Origin of the sequence: Sphaerisporangium sp. NBC_01403, assembly GCF_045040145.1 — a bacterium.
Taxonomy (GTDB): domain Bacteria; phylum Actinomycetota; class Actinomycetes; order Streptosporangiales; family Streptosporangiaceae; genus Sphaerisporangium; species Sphaerisporangium viridialbum.
The window spans coordinates 3,622,386-3,640,847 of sequence record NZ_CP109534.1 but is presented as its reverse complement, the minus strand read 5'-3'; the positions used below and the strand labels follow the sequence as shown (position 1 = coordinate 3,640,847).

Annotated in this window: 17 protein-coding genes; 4 read left to right on the top strand and 13 right to left on the bottom strand. The window is 72.7% G+C overall.

Going from position 1 to position 18,462, the window contains the following annotated elements; all coding sequences use genetic code 11:
- Positions 1–42: 42 nt before the first annotated feature.
- The 5 genes from xylB to OG589_RS16720 are packed head-to-tail and all read right to left on the bottom strand — an operon-like array spanning position 43 to position 5,914.
- Positions 43–1,509 (bottom strand): xylulokinase, encoded by a 1,467-nt coding sequence (gene xylB / locus OG589_RS16740; protein ID WP_405150076.1) that lies wholly within the window; start codon positions 1,507–1,509, stop codon positions 43–45.
- 2 nt (positions 1,510–1,511) lie between these two features.
- Entirely contained in the window at positions 1,512–2,186 is a 675-nt protein-coding gene (locus OG589_RS16735; protein WP_405150074.1) for an SIS domain-containing protein, read from the bottom strand.
- Positions 2,187–2,233: 47 nt separating this feature from the next.
- A complete protein-coding gene (locus OG589_RS16730) occupies positions 2,234–3,856 on the bottom strand; it encodes a sugar ABC transporter ATP-binding protein (protein WP_405150073.1) in 1,623 nt (540 codons plus the stop codon).
- The gene (locus OG589_RS16725) at positions 3,857–4,858 is read right to left on the bottom strand and encodes a substrate-binding domain-containing protein (RefSeq protein ID WP_405150072.1); all 1,002 of its coding nucleotides are present in this window, start codon (positions 4,856–4,858) and stop codon (positions 3,857–3,859) included.
- A gap of 6 nt (positions 4,859–4,864) precedes the next feature.
- Positions 4,865–5,914, bottom strand: coding sequence for an ABC transporter permease (locus tag OG589_RS16720; protein ID WP_405150070.1), 1,050 nt, complete (start codon positions 5,912–5,914; stop codon positions 4,865–4,867).
- A gap of 174 nt (positions 5,915–6,088) precedes the next feature.
- Here OG589_RS16720 and OG589_RS16715 point away from each other — a divergent pair, with 174 nt between their 5' ends.
- Together OG589_RS16715 and OG589_RS16710 are read left to right on the top strand one after the other, a co-directional pair.
- The gene (locus tag OG589_RS16715) at positions 6,089–7,015 is read left to right on the top strand and encodes a sugar-binding transcriptional regulator (protein ID WP_405150068.1); all 927 of its coding nucleotides are present in this window, start codon (positions 6,089–6,091) and stop codon (positions 7,013–7,015) included.
- Entirely contained in the window at positions 7,008–7,661 is a 654-nt protein-coding gene (locus tag OG589_RS16710; protein WP_405150067.1) for a hypothetical protein, read from the top strand. Before OG589_RS16715 ends, OG589_RS16710 begins: the two co-directional genes overlap by 8 nt.
- A gap of 51 nt (positions 7,662–7,712) precedes the next feature.
- Here OG589_RS16710 and OG589_RS16705 read toward each other — a convergent pair whose 3' ends face one another.
- Genes OG589_RS16705 through OG589_RS16670 form a run of 8 tightly spaced genes read right to left on the bottom strand, consistent with a single transcriptional unit; the run spans position 7,713 to position 15,797 of the window.
- A complete protein-coding gene (locus OG589_RS16705; RefSeq protein ID WP_405150066.1) occupies positions 7,713–8,408 on the bottom strand; it encodes a nitroreductase family protein in 696 nt (231 codons plus the stop codon).
- A gap of 53 nt (positions 8,409–8,461) precedes the next feature.
- Positions 8,462–9,286 (bottom strand): hypothetical protein, encoded by an 825-nt coding sequence (locus tag OG589_RS16700; RefSeq protein WP_405150064.1) that lies wholly within the window; start codon positions 9,284–9,286, stop codon positions 8,462–8,464.
- Between the two features lie 56 nt (positions 9,287–9,342).
- Complete coding sequence (locus OG589_RS16695) at positions 9,343–10,614, bottom strand: sensor histidine kinase (RefSeq protein WP_405150062.1); 1,272 nt, start codon at positions 10,612–10,614, stop codon at positions 9,343–9,345.
- Between the two features lie 28 nt (positions 10,615–10,642).
- Positions 10,643–11,305, bottom strand: a complete 663-nt coding sequence (locus OG589_RS16690; RefSeq protein WP_405150060.1) for a response regulator transcription factor — start codon at positions 11,303–11,305, stop codon at positions 10,643–10,645.
- Between the two features lie 52 nt (positions 11,306–11,357).
- Positions 11,358–13,931 carry an FtsX-like permease family protein gene (locus tag OG589_RS16685; protein WP_405150059.1) on the bottom strand — a complete coding sequence of 858 codons (2,574 nt, stop codon included), beginning with the start codon at positions 13,929–13,931 and terminating at the stop codon, positions 11,358–11,360.
- Positions 13,919–14,581, bottom strand: a complete 663-nt coding sequence (locus OG589_RS16680) for an ABC transporter ATP-binding protein (protein ID WP_405150058.1) — start codon at positions 14,579–14,581, stop codon at positions 13,919–13,921. Before OG589_RS16680 ends, OG589_RS16685 begins: the two co-directional genes overlap by 13 nt.
- Entirely contained in the window at positions 14,578–15,240 is a 663-nt protein-coding gene (locus tag OG589_RS16675; RefSeq protein ID WP_405150056.1) for an ABC transporter ATP-binding protein, read from the bottom strand. The genes OG589_RS16680 and OG589_RS16675 overlap by 4 nt, the downstream gene beginning before the upstream one ends.
- Positions 15,228–15,797: a hypothetical protein gene (locus tag OG589_RS16670; protein ID WP_405150054.1), complete on the bottom strand. Its 570-nt coding sequence runs from the start codon at positions 15,795–15,797 to the stop codon at positions 15,228–15,230. The genes OG589_RS16675 and OG589_RS16670 overlap by 13 nt, the downstream gene beginning before the upstream one ends.
- Positions 15,798–16,031: 234 nt before the next feature.
- Between OG589_RS16670 and OG589_RS16665 the strand changes: the two genes are divergently transcribed.
- The gene (locus tag OG589_RS16665) at positions 16,032–16,697 is read left to right on the top strand and encodes a glycosyltransferase family 2 protein (RefSeq protein ID WP_405150052.1); all 666 of its coding nucleotides are present in this window, start codon (positions 16,032–16,034) and stop codon (positions 16,695–16,697) included.
- Positions 16,698–17,112: 415 nt separating this feature from the next.
- Positions 17,113–18,462: a DUF1996 domain-containing protein gene (locus tag OG589_RS16660; RefSeq protein WP_405150050.1), complete on the top strand. Its 1,350-nt coding sequence runs from the start codon at positions 17,113–17,115 to the stop codon at positions 18,460–18,462.

Here is an 18,462-nt window from a genome sequence, read left to right as displayed (position 1 = left end):
CCCGATTCTGTGGCGGCTGCGCGATTCGGGGATGGCGGCGGGTCAGGCGTTGTGGGCCTGTACGTGTTCGGCGAGTCGCAGGTAGCGCTCCATCAGCGCGGATGAGCCGCCCGGCCGGGGGTCGACGGTCGCGGCCGGAGGCGGGCACCACGCGTCGCGTACGTCCGTGATGGCGGAACCGGAGAGCACCGCCGCCGCCTGGACGCAGGCGCCCCGGGCGCTCGCCTCGGGAGCGTCCCGGGTGATCACCGGGCGGCCGAGCACGTCCGCGAGCACCTGCCGGTAGGCGAGGGAGCGGGCGCCTCCTCCGGCGGCGACGACCTCGCCGGAGGTCGGCACGCCGGCGGCGTCGATCGCCCGGTGCCCGCGCACCAGCCCGAAGATCACGCTCTCGAACACGCTGAGCGCCAGGCCCTCACGCGTCGAGGCGGTCGTCAGGCCCGCCATCACCCCCTGGGCGTTCGGCAGGTCGGGGCTGCGCTCGCCGTCCAGGTAGGCGACCAGCGTGGGCCGTGCCCCGCCGGGGTCGGCGGCCAGCGCGAGGTCGCCCAGCGCCTGGACGTCGACCCCCAGTAGGCGGGCGAAGGTGTCGGTGACCTTGGTGGCGTTGAGCGTGCACACCAGCGGCAGGTAGCCCCCCGCCGCGTCCGCGACGCCGTCCACCCAGCCGGTGGGGTCGAAGACGGGATCGGCGCTGACCGACAGCACCACCCCCGAGGTGCCGAGGCTGTAGGCGACGTCGCCGGTCCGGAGGCCGAGACCGACGGCGCCGAGATGCTGGTCGCCGCCGCCCGGCCCCACCGGCACACCGGGCCGCAGCCCGAGCTCCGCGGCCGCCTCGGGAAGCACGCGCCCCGCGGGTTCTTCGGGGCCCAGCACCCGGGGCACCGCCGCGTCCCAGTCGACGTCCCGCGACACCAGCTCGGCGAGCAGGTCGGTGCGCCATCGGTTCTCGAACGCCGCGTAGTAGCCGGTGCCGGAGGCGTCGGACCGGTCCGTGACGCGCTCGCCGGTCAGCCGGTACGTCAGCCAGTCGTGCGGCACCAGCACGGTGGCGAGGCGTCGCAGGTTGGCGGGCTCGTGCTCGGCGAGCCAGGCGAGCTTGGTGACGGTCAGCGCGGCGGTCGGGGTCAGGCCGGTCGCGCGCACCCAGTTCCCGGCCCCGTAGCGCGCGACCAGGGCGGACGCCTGCGGCGCGGACGTGGTGTCGTTCCACAGCTTGGCGGGCCGCAGGACCCGGCCGGCGGCGTCGAGGGCCACCAGGCCGTGACACTGGGCGGTCACGCTCACGGCGTCGATGGAGCCCGGCCGCACGCCCGCGTCCCGGCAGGCCAGGTCGAGCGCGGCGGCGAAGGCGCCCCACCACGCCGCGGGGTCCTGCTCGCTGAGCGGCGGGTGCGTCACCGGGTGCGGGGCGCGGCCGGTCCCGAGCAGCGCGCCGCCGTCGGCGTCGCGGAGCTCCACGGTGCAGGACTGCGTCGAGCTGTCGACGCCTGCGACGACGGGCATGGTCAGACCGTGCCCCTCGGAACGTCCCCAGGAACCGCCGCGCCGGCGTCGAAGGTCAGCGCGGGCAGCGGGTCGGGGGCGTCGCCGATCTGCCCCACCGCCCCCGACGGATGGCTGTGCAGCACCTGCTCCCACCCGTAGCCGCGCAGCCTCATCAGCACGTACGCGAGCGCGTCGCCCCACACGGCGGTGACCAGCGTCGAGCCCATGGCGATCACCTCGCCGGGGTCGACGCCGGGCGGGCTCTCCAGCTTGACCACCAGGTCGGCGCGGTTCCCGAGCTCGGAGTCCGTGACCGCGGTCAGGGCGATCACCCGCGCGCCGCGCTCCTGCACGCGCGTGGTCAGGTCGTTGATCTCCTTGGACCCGCCGCCGCGCGAGATCGCGATCAGGACGTCGCCCGCCGTGACGGCTCCCATCGTGCCGTGCAGGGCGTCGGCGGCCTGGATGAACAGCGCCGGGGTGCCGCAGACCGACAGCAGGTGGGCCATGCGCCTGGCCACCGCCCCGGAGGTTCCCGCCCCCGTGACGAACACCTTGCCCTCGCAGTCGTAGAGCAGGCGGGCCGCCGTCACGAAGCTGTCGTCGAGCTGGTCGGCGACCGACAGCACGCCGCCCGCTTCCCGCCGTACGGCTTCGCGGCCCTCGGACAGCACATCATTCGCAGCGGCGGCCATCACTGTTCTCTGTTGCCTTTCCTGGGGGGCGGGTCCGGGGTGGGGGATCATGCCGCACCCCACGCGACCCGCCGGAGTTTGACCAGCGAGAGTTCGGAGGCGAGCTGGGTGCCGCCGTCGCACCGCCCGTGCGAGAACGTCACGACGTCGTCGGAGACGTCGAGGATCTCCTCCTCCTCGCTCGACACGACCACGACGGTCATGCCCTGCTCGGAGGCGAGGCGGCGCAGCAGGCGATGGATCTCGGTCTTCACGCCGATGTCCACGCCCTTGGTGGGCTCGTCCAGGAGCAGCAGCCGGGGCTCCTGCGCCAGGGCGCGCGCCAGCAGGACCTTCTGCTGGTTGCCGCCGGACAGGCTGACGACCGGGGCGTCCCGGTCGCCGCGCACGTGGAGCTGGTCCATGAACCGGGTGGCGCTCCGCGCCATGGCACGGCGGTCCAGCACGCCGTACCTGGAGAAGCCGTGCAGCACGGGCAGGACGACGTTGGTGGCGGAGTCGAGCTCGGGCACGATCCCGTCGACCTTGCGCTCCTCGGTGAGGTAGACGACGCCGGCCCGCTGCGCGTGGGAGGGGTTGCGCGGCCGGTACGGCTCGCCGAACAGCTCCACCCGCCCGGCGTCGATCCCGTCCAGTCCGACCAGGGCGCGCAGGAACTCCGTGCGCCCCGACCCGATCAGGCCGTACACGCCGAGGACCCGCCCCGGGTAGGCGTCCAGGGAGACGTCGCTGAGACCGGGCCCCCGGAGGCCGCGCACCCGCAGGCTCGGCCGGGCCCCGTCGGGCGGGGGAGAGACCGGACGCCGTCCCTGGGGGCGCCCTCCGGCCAGGTCGACCAGCTCCTCCGCCGGTAGCTGGTCGTACTGCCCGGCCTCGGCCAGGTGGACGGCGGCCTCCTCGCCGGCGATCGCGCGGACGACGTCGGCGCGGTCGACCTCCTCGACCGGCCCGGCGATCCTGACCTGGCCGTCGACCAGGGCCACGACGGAGTCGGCCACGGCGTACAGCTCGTCGAGCTTGTGGTCGACGAGCAGCACGCCGAGCCCCGACTCCCTGGTCAGGGACTTGATCAGTTCGAGCAGGCGGTCGACCTGCTCGCCCTCCAGGCTCGTCGTCGGCTCGTCCAGGAGCAGGAAACGGGTGTCGCGCTCGGTGGCGACCGCGATCTCCAGGAGCTGGCGGGTGGCCACCGGGTAGTGGCCCAGCGGCCGGTCCACGTCGACCCGCAGGCCGAAGCGGCCGACCAGGTCGCGGGCCGCCCGGCGCATGCCCTCGCCGTCGAGCGTCCGCGTGCCGCGCCGCCGCTCGCGGCCGAGGAACACGTTCTGGGTGATCGTGAGGTTCGGCAGGAGCGACAGCTCCTGGTAGACGGTGGAGATGCCCGCCTTCAGGGCGACCGCGGGGCCGGTGAGCGCTATCCGGCCGCCGTTGACGCTGATCGTCCCCTCGTCCGGCCTGGTCGCCCCGGAGAGAGTTCTGAGCAGGGTGGACTTGCCGGCGCCGTTGTGCCCGACCAGCCCGACGACCTCGCCGGGCCGGACGGTGACGGTCACGCCGGAGAGCACGGGGACGCCGGCGTACCGCTTGACGATCCCCTCGGCGCGCAGGCCCTCCGCCGGTACGGGGGGCGCTCCTCCGGCCGGGGTGGCCGTCGCCGTCGGCCCGTTCACTCAGCCCACCTCGCCCGGCGCGGGCGTCTGGCCCTTGGTGTAGAGCTTGAGCGGGCGGAGGATCTGCGCCTCGGGCTTGGTGCCGCCCAGCCAGGCGGAGATCTGCTCGATCACGCGCTTGCCGTAGTCCTCGGGCTCCTGGGCCACGCACGCCGGGTACTGGTCGGTCAGCGGCTCGTCGGCCGCGCAGAAGCCGTAGACCTTGACCTTCTTGCCGCCGCTCTGGATGGCCTGGAGCGCTCCATAGGAGGCGGGTCCCGTGCTGGTGAACAGGACGTTCACGTCCGGGTTGCCCTGGAGGAGCTCGGTGGTCGCGGCGAGGCTGTCGTCGGGCTTGACGTTGCCGTCCACCTTGGCCACGACCTTGGCGTTGGCGTCGGCGGCGATGGTGTCCTCGAAGCCCTTGTCCCGGGCGACGACCGGGCCCTCGTCGGGCTCGGTGATGAAGCCGACCTTGAGGTCGGCGTCGGCGCCGAGGTCCTTGAGCACCTGCTCGGCGACCTGCTTGCCGCCCGCGGCGTTGTCGGCGCCGAGGTACTGGACGATGCTCGCGCCCTGGGCCTTGAGCGCGGCGTCGTCCACGGTGACGTTCACGGTGAACACCGGCACGCCCGCGTCGTTGGCCAGCTTCACGATCGCCGCGGCGGGCTCGGACTTCACGGGGTTGAGCGCGAGCGCGCACGGCTTCTTCTGGAGCATCGCCTGGACCTGGGCGAGCTGGGCCGCGTCGTCGTCGTTGGCGATCTGGACCTCGGTCTTGAAGCCCGCCGCCTGACCGGCCGTCTCGAAGCCCTTCTTCATGGCCACGTAGTAGGGGTTGGTCAGGTTGGGGAGCGCGACCGCCACGTACTTGGACTCGGCGGAGCACGCCTCGGGCCGGGGGATGCCGCCCTCGGGTGTGCCGGCGCCGGCCTGGGCGCCGGTGTCGACCCCCGTGCTGCATCCGGCGAGGGTCAGCGCGGCGAGCGCCGCGCCGGCGGCGAGGGAGAAACGTCGCTGCATGTGGAATTACCTCCGGTTTTCGAGAGAAACAGCGCCTTCGCCAGGCGAGAGGGATTCGAGCGGTTCATGCGCTGTCGGGCCCGGGGGACCGGAACGGCTGAACAGCCGGGAGAAGTCTGAGAGTGAGAGCTTGCGGCGATAGGTGTCGAGGCTGACGCCGAGCAGGATGATGACGCCGATGACGAGCGGCTGCCAGAAGCTGTCCACGCCGATGACGTTCATGCCGTTGGACACGGTCGCGATCAGCACCGCGCCGAGGAAGGCGCCGGGGATGGAGCCGATGCCGCCGAACAGGCTGACGCCTCCGACGACGGCCGCCGCGATGGAGAAGAACAGCTCGTTGCCCGAGCCGGCGGTGGGGTAGCCGACCATGAGCCGGCTGGTGGTGATCAGGCCGCCGAACGACGCGCACAGGCCGCTGACCGCGTAGACCAGCATGGTGGTGCGCCCGATCCCGATGCCGGCGAGGCGGCTGGTCTCGGTGTTGCCGCCGACGGCGTAGATGTGCACGCCCGTCGCGGTCCTGCGCAGGAAGAAGGTGAGGACGCAGGCGGCGACGATGACCAGCACGACGGGCATCGGGATGCCCAGCAGGGAGCCCCGGCCGATGACCGCGAACATCGGGTCGGTGACCGAGACCGACTTGGCGCCGGTCATGATCTGCGGGATGCTCGCGGCGATGCCGAAGGTGGAGAAGGTCACGATGAACGGCGGGAGCTTCAGGTAGTGGATCACCGCGCCGTTGAACAGGCCGACCGCGATTCCTGCGAGAATGGCCACCAGCGCGGCGATCGGCCACCCGGCCCCTGCCTTCATGACGACCGCCGCCAGCATCCCCGTCATGGCGACGTTCGACCCCGTGGACAGGTCGATGCCTCCCGTCAGGAGCACGAAGGTCTGCCCCAGGGCGAGGAAGGCGATGACCGCGCCGTTGAGTAGCAGGATCTGCAGGTTGTCGACGGTCCGGAAGTTCCCGGACAGCAGGCTCATGACGAGGGCGACCAGGATCAGGATTCCGAAGATCCCGACCTCGTCCGGCATACGGCGTGATCTCACAACTGCCCCTCCCGAGCTTCGCTCATATGAGCGCCAGAGACGCTCGTTTGTGTACTATAGGGTCTATCAAAGTCCGCTAACAAGGCGCACGCGGTCGCAGTGAGGTAACGAATGAGCAATCCAAGCGCTCATATGAGCGCCATTGCCAAGGTGACTCCCGCCGAAAGGAGGCTCATGGCGACCGTCGCGAGACGCTTCTACATCGATGACGTCTCGAAGGTGGAGATCGCCAAGGAGCTCGGGCTCTCGCGGTTCAAGATCGCCCGGCTCCTTGAGCAGGCGAAGAGCACCGGAATTGTGACCATCACTCTAAGGGACGCCGGATATGTCGACGACGTCATGTCCGCCCAGCTCAGCGCACATATGCGGCTCCGCGAGGCGATCGTCGTCGAGACCCTCGGCACCGACGCGCAGGTGCGCGGCCAGGTAGGTGCCGCCGCCGCGACCCTGCTCACCGAGACCCTCCACGCCGGCGACGTCCTCGGCCTGGCGTGGGGCAGAACCCTCACCGCGATGACCGAGGGCCTCACCTCCCTGCCGCCGGTCTCGGTCGTCCAGCTCACCGGGGCCGTCGGCTCCGACCTCGCCGAGTCACCGGTCGAGGTCGTGCGCAAGGCGTCGCTGAGCGCGGGCGGCAAGGCGCACCCCATCTTCGCGCCGCTGGTCGTGGAGGACGCGGCGACCGCCGCGGCCCTGCGGCGGCAGACCGACGTCGCCGCCGCGATGCGGCTGTTCGCCCGGGTGACCGTCGCCGTGGTCGCCGTCGGCTCGTGGAACCCGCCGATCTCGCAGCTCCGCGAGGTCATGTCCGAGGCCGACCGCGCCGAGCTCGCGACCAGGGGAGTGCAGGCCGAGGTCGCCGGCATCCTCATCGACCGCCACGGACGCCTCGTCGGAGAGGACTTCGCCGAGCGGTGCCTGTCCATCAGCGCCCAGGAGCTCCGGCGGGTGCCGCGCGTCATCGCGGTCGCCGCGGGCGCCGACAAGGCCCAGGCCGTGCTCGCGGTGGCCCGTTCGGGGCTGCTGTCCTCCCTGGTGACCGACCGCGCCCTCGCCGAGGCCGTGCTCCGCGAGCCCTACGACCACCCCGCCGGTGGCTGAGCGCATGCGCGTCGCGGGTTCGATGTGGTCGGTCCCCCCAGCCGCGCGGGCCGGTGAGGCGCACCGGCTACGCGAGGCCGGCCTGGAGGTGCTGCACTGGGACACCACAGACGGCGTCTTCGCGCGCGAGGGCGGGTTCTCGGTCGAGGCGGCCGCCGCGATGACCGCGGAGACCGGGCTGCGCGCCGAGGCCCACCTCATGGTCACCGACCCGCTCGCCCGGCTCGACGCGTGGACCGGCTTCTGCGAGCTCGTCGTCGTCCACGCCGAGGCCGAGGGGTGGCGGGCGGCGCTCGACCGCATCGAGCGACGCGGTTCCCGGCCCGCCCTGGCCCTGTCCCCTGGCACCCCCGCGACGTCCGTGCCCTCGCGCGAGCTGGCCGTCCTCACCATGTCGGTCGTCCCGGGGGAGGCCGGCGCGACGTTCGACGAGTCGGCCCTCGCCACCGTGCGGGCCCTCCGGGAGGCCGCCTCGGGAGCCCCCCGCCTGCTCGGGCTCGACGGCGGGGTGACCCGCGACATCGGCATTCGCGCCGCGGCGACCGGCGCCGGGTGGCTGGTCAGCGGCACCGACCTGTTCCGTTCCCCGGCCCCCCGAGCCTGGCTCTCCGACGTACGCGACGCCCATGGCCCGCCCCATGACTGATCGCGAGCGCGGCCGGTCGAGAGAGCCTTCAGCGGCGGCGCGGACGGCCGGTCAGATCTCCACCAGCACCTGGTTGAGTGACTTGCGCACCAGGTCGGGGACCTCGCAGTCGTCCGCGGGGTAGCCGACGGGGATCACCGCGAAGGGCTTCTCGTTGCGGGGCCTGCCCAGCACCTCGCACAGGAACCGCATGGGGCTCGGGGTGTGCACGAGCGCCGCGAGCCCCGAGAGGTGCAGCGCGCTGATCAGCATTCCCACCGCGATGCCGACGGATTCGTCCACGTAGTAATGCTTGCGGGTGGTCCCGTCGGCGGCCAGGTAGAAGCGCTGCTGGAACACGACGATGAGGAACGGGGCGTCCGTGAGATGCGGTTTGTGGTCGTCGGTGCCCAGGGGGCGCAACGCGTTGAGCCATTCCTCGCCCAGTCGCCCGGCGTAGGAGACGCGTTCCTCCTCCTCGGCCGCCGCACGGATCCGCCGCCGTATGCCGGGGTCCTTCACCAGGACGAACGTCCAGGGCTGCTGGTGGGCACCGGACGGCGCGCTCGACGCCACCGCGATCGCGTCGCGGACGATCTGCTCGGGTACCAGGTCCTCCGAGAAACGGCGGACCGACCGGCGCTCGTCCATCCGGCGGCGCAGGTCGGCGGCCGTGGCCAGCCCTTCCGTCGCCGGTATGCGTCGGGGGCGGTAGGAGACCCCCCTGTACTCCTGCCCGTGGGTAGGTTCCCACGCTGGTGTCGACATGATTTGACAATGACAGAATCTCCCCTTCTGTCCACCCACTGCGATGCCCGGCGTCAGGAGCGGAGGGCGCCGGCGGTTTCGTGCTCTCTGGCCGCGGGGGTGGCGTCCCTTCTGGTGAAGGCGAGGTAGATGACGAGGGCCAGGATCGTGACGAGGAAGAGGGCGCTGGTCACGATGGTCCCGAGACCGAGGCCGCCGTCGTCACGGGACTGTGACAGGTAGTCGCCGATGGAGGCGCCCAGCGGGCGGGTGAGGATGTAGGCGATCCAGAAGGCGAGCACGGCGTTCAGCTTGAGGCCGAAGCGCGCGACGGCCACGACCGCGATCAGCACGCCGAAGCCGACCGCCGACAGGGCGTACCCCAGGTCCAGGCTCTCCGCGACGAGGTCGCCGGCCGCGGTGCCGAGGGCGAAGGTGAACAGGATGGCCAGCCAGTAGAAGGCCTCCCGCCGGGTCGTGTAGATGGTGTGGATGGACAGGGTCCGCTCACTGGCGTACCAGGCCGCGAAGGTGGCCGCCAGCGCGACGGCGAACGCGAGGGTGGTCGTCTCCAGCGAGACGCCGAGGTTGTCGGTGAGGTTGTCGGTGATCAGCGTGCCCACGACACTGATCAGGACGACCGCGAGCCAGTAGATCCCCGGCTCGTACTTCCTCGCCCTGAACTGGAAGAACAGGGCGATGATCAGAAGAACGCCCATGACGTAGGTCGTGCTGGTCAGCCCCAGGTTCAGCTTCCCGTTCAGGAAGTCCGCCGCGGTCTCGCCCACGGTCGTGCAAAGGATCTTGATGATCCAGAAGTAGATCGTGATCTCGGGAACCTTGTTGAGCGTCTGGCGGGCCGCTGACCTGGCCCCCGGCCGCCTGTCGGTGGTCATCATGGGCGCCAGGCTGGCACAGCTCACCTGAACGCAACCTGACTGCGTCACCGGCCCCGTCAGGCGCGCGGCAGTCGCACCTGGAACAGCCCTCCGGCCGTGGAGGGGACGGCGACGACGTCGCCCCCGGCGGCGCGGGCCAGCCTGCGCGACAGCGCCAGCCCCAGCCCCGAGCCCTGGCGGAGGTGGGCGGCGCTGCCCCGGTGGGCGGGCTCGAAAATCGTCTCCTCCTCGCCCGCCCGCACGCCGGGACCGTCGTCGGCGACCGTGAAGACCACCGCGCCGTCGTCCCCGGTCACCGAGAGGGTGGCGTGCGCCCGGCCGTACGCGACGGCGTTCTGCAGGAGCGGGGCGAGCATGCGCGACACCAGCTCCTCCTCGCAGCCCACCCGCAGCGCGGGGTCGGCGGGGGCCTCGACGCGGACCCGGCCGTCCACCGCCGCGAGCACGTCGCCGACCTGGCATCCGGCGGTCTCGATCTCGGTACGGGAGAACTCCAGCAGCGTGTCCACCACCCGGGTGAGATCACCGGCGTCGGCCACGACCGCCTGGAGGGCGGTGCGCAGCTCGGCGTGCGGGCGCTCCCGAAGCAGCGCGATCTCCGCCTCGGCGCGCAGCCTGGCCAGCGGGGTCCGCAGCTCGTGGGCGATCTCCGCGCTCAGCCGCCGCTCGTGCCGGAGCGTCGCGGCCATCCGGTCGAGCAGGACGTCCAGGTTCGCGGCGAGCTCGGTGAGCTCGTCGTGCGGTGGCCCGAGCGCGAACCGGTGGTCGAGGTCCCGCTCGCTCCACTCCAGTGCCTGCTGGGTCATCGCCGCCACGACCCTGAGCGCCGCCGTGACCACCCGCCGGGTCAGCACCAGCACCATGAGCAGCACGACGGCGTCCAGCAGGAGGGCGGCCAGCAGGGCGATCCACTCGCTGTGCTCGTACGGCACGCGTGACACGCTCACCACGACGGTGCCCCGGCCGAGCGCGGGCCGGGCGAGCAGCCGCACGTCGCCCGCGTCCCGGAAGACGGCCGCCTTGGTGCCCCGCAGGCCCGCCGCCGCGGCGGCGACCTCCGGCGCCGCGTGCGGCTCGACCACGACCCGGCCCGAGGCGTCGAAGACCCACGCGTTGGTGTCGACCACCTCGTCCAGCGGCAGGTCCTCGACGACGAGGCCGCCGCCGGTGAACTCCAGGGTGGCGAGGACGGCCTCGGCCCGCGAGCGCAGCACGAGGTCGGCGTCGCGGTCGAGGCCGTGCGACAGGACCAGCAGGAACCCGGACGTGAGCACGAGCAGCGCGACGGCGACGGACGCGGTGGTGAGGAGGACGAGGCGTCGGCGCATCACGAAATCCCAGCTAGGTGGTGGCGCATCATGAGATCCGGTAGCCGACGCCGCGGACCGTGGTGATCGCGTCCTCCCTGCCGAGCCGGTCGAGCTTGCGCCGCAGCCTGGTCAGATAGGCGTCCAGGGTGTTGTCGTGCACGATCGCCCCGTCCGGCCACGCCGCCGCGGTGAGCGCGCGCCGCCGGACGACCACGCCGGGCTGCGCGACCAGCGTGGCCAGCAGGCGGAACTCGGTGGGCGTGAGCTGTACCGAGCGGTCGCCCTCGGCGACGGCGTGCCGGGCGGGGTCCAGGCGCATCCCCGAGGCGGGGGAGCGGGGGGCGCCGCGCCGGGCCAGCGCGCGGAGCCGTACGACCAGCTCGGCGAAGGCGAACGGCTTGGCGAGATAGTCGTCGGCGCCCGCGTGGAAGCCCGAGAGCAGGTCGTGCAGGTCGCCCCGGGCGGTGAGCAGCAGCACCGGAGCCCGCACGCCCCGCGCGCGCAACGCCATCACCACATCGCGCCCGTCGGCGTCCGGCAACCCGATGTCCACCACCAGCAGGTCGGGCGGCTCGTCCTCCACGTTCCGCAGCAGCTCCGCCCCGCTCGACACGCTCGTGCCCACCTGGAAGCCCTCTTCCGCCAGCCCTCTGGCCACCAGCGCCCGGAGCTGGGCGTCGTCCTCCAGGATCGCGACGGTGCAGCTCACCCCATCACCGCCCGGCCGCCGGGACGGGGGCGGTCACCGTGGTCTCCGGGCGTCACAGGTCGCGCAGGACGGTCAGCGGGGAGCGGCTCGCGGCCCGTACGGCTCCCGCCCCGGCGGCCAGCAGGGCGGCCAGGCCCAGCCCGGCCACGCCGCCGACGTAGGTCCACGGCACGGCGAGGTGGCTCGGGGCCGGGTCGAAGACCCCGGTGAGGACGGCGACGAGCATCTGCGACAGCGCCCATCCGGTCGCGGCGCCGAGGACCGCCGCTCCCAGGCCCACGAGGCCGACCTCGGCCCAGATGAACGCGCCGAGCTGGCGCGGCCGGGCGCCGAGCACCCGAGCGAGGGCGAAGGTGCGGCGGCGTTCGGTGAAGCCGAGGATCAGCAGCAGGCCGGTGGCCGCGACGGCCAGCGCCAGGCCGTACCCGAGCTCGATCGCGGTGAGGCCGGTCAGGTCCACCGCCGTGAGGCTCGATCCGATGACGCGGCGGGTGGTCTCCAGATCGGAGATCTTCGGTGTGGGGCCGAGCATCGCGCGGAGCCGGTCGGCGACCACGTGCGGCGCCGTGCCGTCGGTGCTGACCAGGAACGTCGTGTCGGAGGCGCCGTTCGCCGCCAGGTAGGAGGAGTTGGCGACCAGGAAGCTGTCACGGGGAGCGGTGGGGAACTCGGTGACGATCCCGGCGTAGTGGAAGGGGACGACGCGCCCGTCCTCGGTCCGGAGCCGGAGCAGGTCGCCGGGGCGGAGCTGGAAGTCGTTGACGGTCTCCTGGCTGACCAGGATGGCGTCCGGCCGCAGGGCCAGCCGCCGGACGACCTCGGCGGCGGTGTGGCCGGGGAAGTAGGCGTCCTGGAGGTGGGTGGCGGGCAGGATGGTCTCCGGGCGCACGCCGTACAGGTCCTGCAGGTCCGCCCCGACGTAGGCGAAGCGGTGCTGGAGCGGCTCCACGCGCGACACGCCAGGCACGGCGGCGAGCTGCCGCTCGGTCGCCGACGACCGGGTGACGGTCACCTCGGCGCCGTTGGTCAGCTCGGCGTCCACCTGGGCCTGCTGCCGGTAGGTGGCGCCGAAGACGGCGGTGGAGACCGCGAAGGCCACCGCGAGCGCGGCCAGGGTCACGGTACGGGCCAGGGGCCCGCGCTGCCGGGCCAGCGTGGCGGAGACCGTGCCCGCGAGGCCCGACGCCAGGGGCCGGGACAGGCGCGTGACGACCGGCCGTCCCGGGCCGAGCAGCAGGCGGGTGAGGCGCCAGATGAGCAGGCCCGCGCCCGCCCACAGCAGTGCCGGGCCCGCGAACGCCCAGTAGTCGACCGAGATCTGCGGCAGCCCCTCCGGGACCAGGACGAGCTGGTAGCCCTTCCGGCTGGTCGCCCAGAACACCAGCAGGGACGCGGCGATCAGCCACAGGTCGAGCCCGTAGCGCAGCCACGCGGGGGAGCGCGTGACCGGGGCGACAGGACGGCGGGCGGCGGCCACGGTGGTGGACCGGAGCGCCGGCAGCAGGACCGTGCCGCAGGCGACGAGCAGCCCCATCACGGACGCCGCCAGAGCCCACCCACCGGCTCCGCCGAAGCCGGGCGACCCGTACAGCGCCCATCCCGTCAGCGCGGTCACGGCGAGACCGGCCAGCGCCCCCGCCACGCCGATCACCAGCGCCTCGGCCAGGGCCAGCCGTACGAACGTGGCGCGCGAGGCTCCCCGGGTGCGCAGCAGCGCCTGCTCGGCCGCGCGCCGCACGGCCCCCGACCGGGTGACCAGCGCGGTGAGCAGGATGGCGAGCACGACCCCCGGCACGCCGAGGAACAGGAACAGCACCTGCGAGTACAGCGCGTCCTCGCGGGCGGCGCCGAGCGCGGCGCCCAGGTTGTCGCCGACCAGCCCCGCGCCGGCCAGGCGGACCGAAAGGTTGCGGGCCGCGCCGGTGACCCGGGTGTAGGCCTCGGCCGGGTCGGCGGGAAGCCGGTGGTCGACGCGCACGTGGAACTGGGTCCTGACGTGGCCGGGGGGAAGCGCGTCGAACAGCCGGTGCCAGTCGGCGGCCGGGAGCAGGAGCACGTTGTCGGGCGGCGCCTGCGGCTGGGCGGTGGGCGGCGCGCCGACGCGCTGGAACAGCGAGTCCGCCTCGGGCAGTTCCACGACGCCCGAGACCTTCACCTGCGCGTCGGGCAGCCCGGGCCTGCGCACGATGACGGTGGACCCCGGGGCGGCGTGCAGGTTGGCGGCGGTCTGCTGGGCGAGCAGCGCGCCGGTGGGCGCGCCGGTGAGCAGGCGCAGCTCGCCGGGGAAGGTGGCGGCGTAGTCGGCGGGCAGGCCGAGGACCTGCCCGGCCCCGGTGGTCAGGGTCTGACCGGCCTGGTGGGCCTCGAACCCGCCGACCCCGGCGAAGTCCACCCGCCGCGAGGTGCCGGGAAGCGGCCCGGGCAGGGTCGCCCCTGACCGGGTCTCGACCTGCCAGTCGACCGGCACTCGCTGGATGGAGCGGGCGGTCATGGTGGCCTTGGCCGTGCTGAGGAACACCCCCAGCGAGGCCGGCAGGGCCACGGCCATCGCGATGCCCGCAGCGGCGGCGGCGAGCCGGCCCGTACGGCGGGCCAGCAGGCCGCGCAGCCAGATCAGGATGAGCATGTGAGGTCTCCTCGCAGCACGCCGGCGCGCATCTCCCACCGCCGCGGCAGCCGATCGGCGATGAGCGGGTCGTGGGTGGCCACGACCAGGGCGGCGCCGAGTTCCTCGGTGACGCCGGCGAGCAGGTCGATGACATGGAGAGCGAGGGCGGAGTCGAGCTGCCCGGTCGGCTCGTCGGCGATCACCAGGCGCGGGGACGAGGCCAGCACGCGGGCCACCGCCACCCGCTGCGCCTGCCCGCCCGACAGCTCCTCGGGCAGCTTGCCCGACAGGTCGTGAACACCGACGGCCTCCAAGGCGCGCAGAGCCTTGCGCCTCGCCTCGGCCTCCGGGTATCCGGCGATGAGCAGCGGCAGCGCCACGTTCTCCACGGCGTCCAGCGGCGGCAGCAGGCTCGGCCCCTGGAAGACCACGCCGATCCGCCCCTGCGGGCGGTCGTCCAGGGCGGGCCAGCGGATCGTCCCCGCAGTGGGCCGGTCGAGCCCGGCGAGCAGGTGGAGCAGCGTGGTCTTGCCGGAACCGGAGGCGCCGGTCACCGCGACCCGGTCGCCGGGCCGCAGCGCGCAGGTCACGCCGTGCACGGCGACCAGCGCCCCGGTGCCCCTGCCGTACGTACGCGCCACGTCCTCGCAGCGCACGAGCTCGTTCATGTCACCCGTCCGTCCTTCAGCGTGATCACCCGGTCGGCCAGCCGCCGTACGGCGGGGCTGTGCGAGGCGATGACCACAGCGGTGTTCTGGGCCGCCCGCTCGCGGATCAGCTTCAGCACCGGGGTCTCGCTGCGCTGATCCAGCTCGCCGGTGGGTTCGTCGGCGAGCAGCAGGGCCGGCCGGTTGGCCAGTGCGACGGCCAGCCCGGCGCGTGCCGCCTCGCCGCCGGAGAGCCTGCTCGGCCGGTTACGGGCCCTGCCGGACAGCCCAAGGCCGCCGAGCAGCTCGTCACGCCAGCCGGGGGCGGTCCGCCCGGCCAGCCGCTGCGCGAGGTCCACGTTCTGGGCCACGGTGAGGTGCTCGATCAGGTTGCCGCTCTGGAACAGCACCCCGACCAGCCGCGCCCGCAGGGCGGCCCTCTCGGCCTCGGGCCGGTGGCTGATCCGGTGGCCGTCGATCCGCACCGTGCCCCCGTCGGGGTCGTCGAGCCCCGCCAGGCAGGCCAGCAGCGTGGACTTGCCCGATCCGGACGGGCCGGTGACCGCCACCACCTCTCCTGGCGCCACCTCCAGCGAGACTCCGCGCAGGGCTCGGGTCTCCTCCTCGGCCGCCCGGTAGAAGCGGTAGAGCTCCTCGGCCCGCAGGATCACGGCGTCCACCGGAAGGAGTCGGATATGGTGCGCCACGGATCGACGTTGTCCGCGCCGACCGGCCCCGACAGGGTGAGCACGGCTTCGCCGCCGTTCCGGCTGAACTCGTAGCGCTCCACCTCGTCCCTGACGACCTTGCCGGTCACCGGATCCGGCGCGCTGTCGGCCCGGTAGACGATCCTCGTGGCCGTGCCCCCCTTCCTGGCCACCTGCTCGGTCTTCCGGACGCCGGCGCTCGCGATCGGGCTCGGAGACGCCTTGAGGAACTCGACGCGGACGCTGTTCAGCTTGTCGGTGAAGCTCGCCCCGGTCGCCAGATCCGTGCGCGCCCACCCTTCCGGCACCTTGACCTCGTACGACCCGTCCGGGGGCCGGTAGGCGAGGAAGACCGTGTCGTCGGGGATGTCACCTGGGGGGCTGGACTCGGTGGGGTGCGAGGTCGGTGCGGCCGAGGCCGGAGGCGAGGGGGCCGGCGGCGACGAGGGGGCGGCGGCCGGCGTTCCGCCTCCGCACCCGCCCAGCACGCCTGCGACGGCGATCGCCAGCACGTAGTGCCGTACTCTCATGCGCCCCAAGGTAGGAAAAGCCAGGACAGCGCCCGCTCAGCCCTCGGTTAGCGAGATGCTCACCCTTGCGCGGCTCGGCACGGGACCGGCCGCCGCGACCAGGCGAACCGGCCGGCCACACGTGGGCCTCCGAATCGTCGATCATCGGCTTGCCATCGGCCTGACCTGGTCATTTCTCGGAAACGAGTCACCATCCGATAAGGCTTGGGAGCTTCGGTTCCCTAGCGTTGAAGCATGGAGATCGACGTGGTGCTGCCCTGCCTGGACGAGGAGGCGGCCCTGCCGTGGGTGCTCGCGCGGATGCCGCGCGGCTTCCGCGCGATCGTGGTGGACAACGGCTCGACCGACGCGTCCGCGCGGATCGCCGCCGAGCACGGGGCGAGGGTGGTGTACGAGCCCCGGCGGGGGCTCGGCGCCGCCTGCCACGCCGGGCTGATCGCCGCGACCACGGACATCGTGTGCTTCATGGACGCCGACGCGACCCTGGACCCCGAGCAACTACCGAGGGTCGCCGCGCCGATCGTGGCCGGCGAGGCTGATCTGGTCCTCGGCCGCCGCGTGCCCCACCTGGGTGCGGCGTGGCCGGTGCACGCCCGCCTGGGCAACGCCGTACTGGCCGGGAGGCTGCGCCGCACGACCGGCGCCCCCCTGCACGACCTCGGCCCGATGCGGGCGTGCCGGCGCGCCGAACTGCTGGCGCTCGGGGTGGCCGACCGGCGCTTCGGGTACCCGCTGGAGATGGTCCTGCGCGCGGCGGCGGCGGGCTGGCGGATCGGTGAGGCCGAGGTGGACTATCTGCCCCGGGTGGGCCACTCGAAGGTCACCGGCACCGTACGAGGGACGTTGCGGGCGATGGGCGACATGCGCCGGGTGATGGCCGGCCGGGACAGCGTCTCCTGAGACCGGGGCGCGCACGGGATGAAGCCCATGGTCAGGACGCCTTCCGGCGCCGTCGATCGATATCGGGCAGAGCGAAGGGGGAGATTGGGAGAGCGCTCTCCATGTCCGAGACTGCCTGGGGGGATCGACGATGTCAAGACTCTTTCCTCGCCGGCTCGAAAACCGCTGCTCAGGCGCGGGTGGCTTGTCCTGATGAGGCGTATCCCCTGCAAGGCACCCCCTGAGTCGCCTCCGGCCGTCGCCGCCCGGCGGATGATCGCGGGACGATGCCGTTTCACGGGTGTGAACAGGACGTTTCAGATTGGTGGAGCCGGGTGTCTTGACAAGCATTGACATGGGCGGCCAATCTCGTTGGAGAGCGCTCTCCCGCCTGCCGTGCCCGTCGGCAGGACACCCCCCATCAGAAGGAGAGGCCGTGCATTCGTCTCGAAGTCCAGTCCGGTTCCGCCTGGGACTGGTCACCGCCACGCTGATCGCGCTCGTCGCGGCCGGCCTGGCGATCGTCGCCCCTGCCATGGCGGCGGACAGTCTGCTGTCGCAGGGCAGGCCCGCGACGGCGTCCTCCGTCGAGGCAGGAGGCACCCCCGCCGGAGCCGCCGTCGACGGCCTCGCCACCACCCGCTGGGCCAGCGCGTACAGCGACCCGCAGTGGCTCCAGGTCGACCTCGGCGCCACGGCGACGGTCTCCCAGGTCGTGCTGAACTGGGAAGGCGCGTACGGCAAGGCCTTCAAGATCCAGACCTCCGCCAACGGCACGACGTGGACCGACATCTACTCGACCACCACCGGCACCGGCGGCAACCAGACCCTCAATGTGTCCGGCAGCGGCCGCTACGTCCGGATGTACGGCACCGCGCGCGGCACCGGGTACGGCTACTCCCTCTGGGAGTTCAAGGTCTACGGCACGGGCGGCAGCGGCTCCACGCCCATCCCCAGCCCGACGTTCACCGACCTGGTGACCCACCACGAGTTCCAGGCCAACTGCTCGTTCACGCAGAACCGGCCCGACGACCCGATCGTCTTCCCGGGACTCCCCGGCGCCTCCCACATGCACACCTTCGTCGGCAACACCACGACCAACGCGAGCAGCAACCTCACGTCACTGCTGGCGGGCGGCACGTCGTGCACCAACCCGCACGACAAGTCGGCCTACTGGTTCCCGAGCTTCTACAACGGCAACACGCTGGTCCAGCCGACGGGACTGCAGGTCATCTACTACAAGTCCGGCATCCTGGAGTACTGGCGGGTGCAGAACTTCCCGCAGGGCCTGCGCTTCGTCGTCGGAAGCCCCAGCGCCACGCTGGAGCAGTTCCGCGACTCGCCCGGCGCGGTCGAGGGCTTCGAGTGCGGGAACATCTCCAAGGTCTGGGACATCCCCACGTCCTGCCCGGCCGGCAGCCAGGTGAACGTCCGCTTCCAGGCGCCGAGCTGCTGGAACGGTGTCGACCTCGACAGCGCCGACCACAAGAGCCACATGGCGTACCCCGTCAACGGCTACTGCCCGGCCACCCACCCGGTGGCGGTGCCGATGCTCGAGTTCAAGATCGCATTCCCGGCGAGCGGTGACCTGTCGCAGGCGCGGCTGGCCAGCGGTCGCGGTTACTCGTGGCACTACGACTTCTTCAACGCGTGGGACAACATGGCCATCCTCAACGCCCTGGTCACCCACTGCATCAACGGCGGGCTCCAGTGCGACCCGCGCGGTTACGACCTGTACCACCCGAACCGCGGCGCCGCCCTCACGCCGAACTTCGAGCTTCCCTGA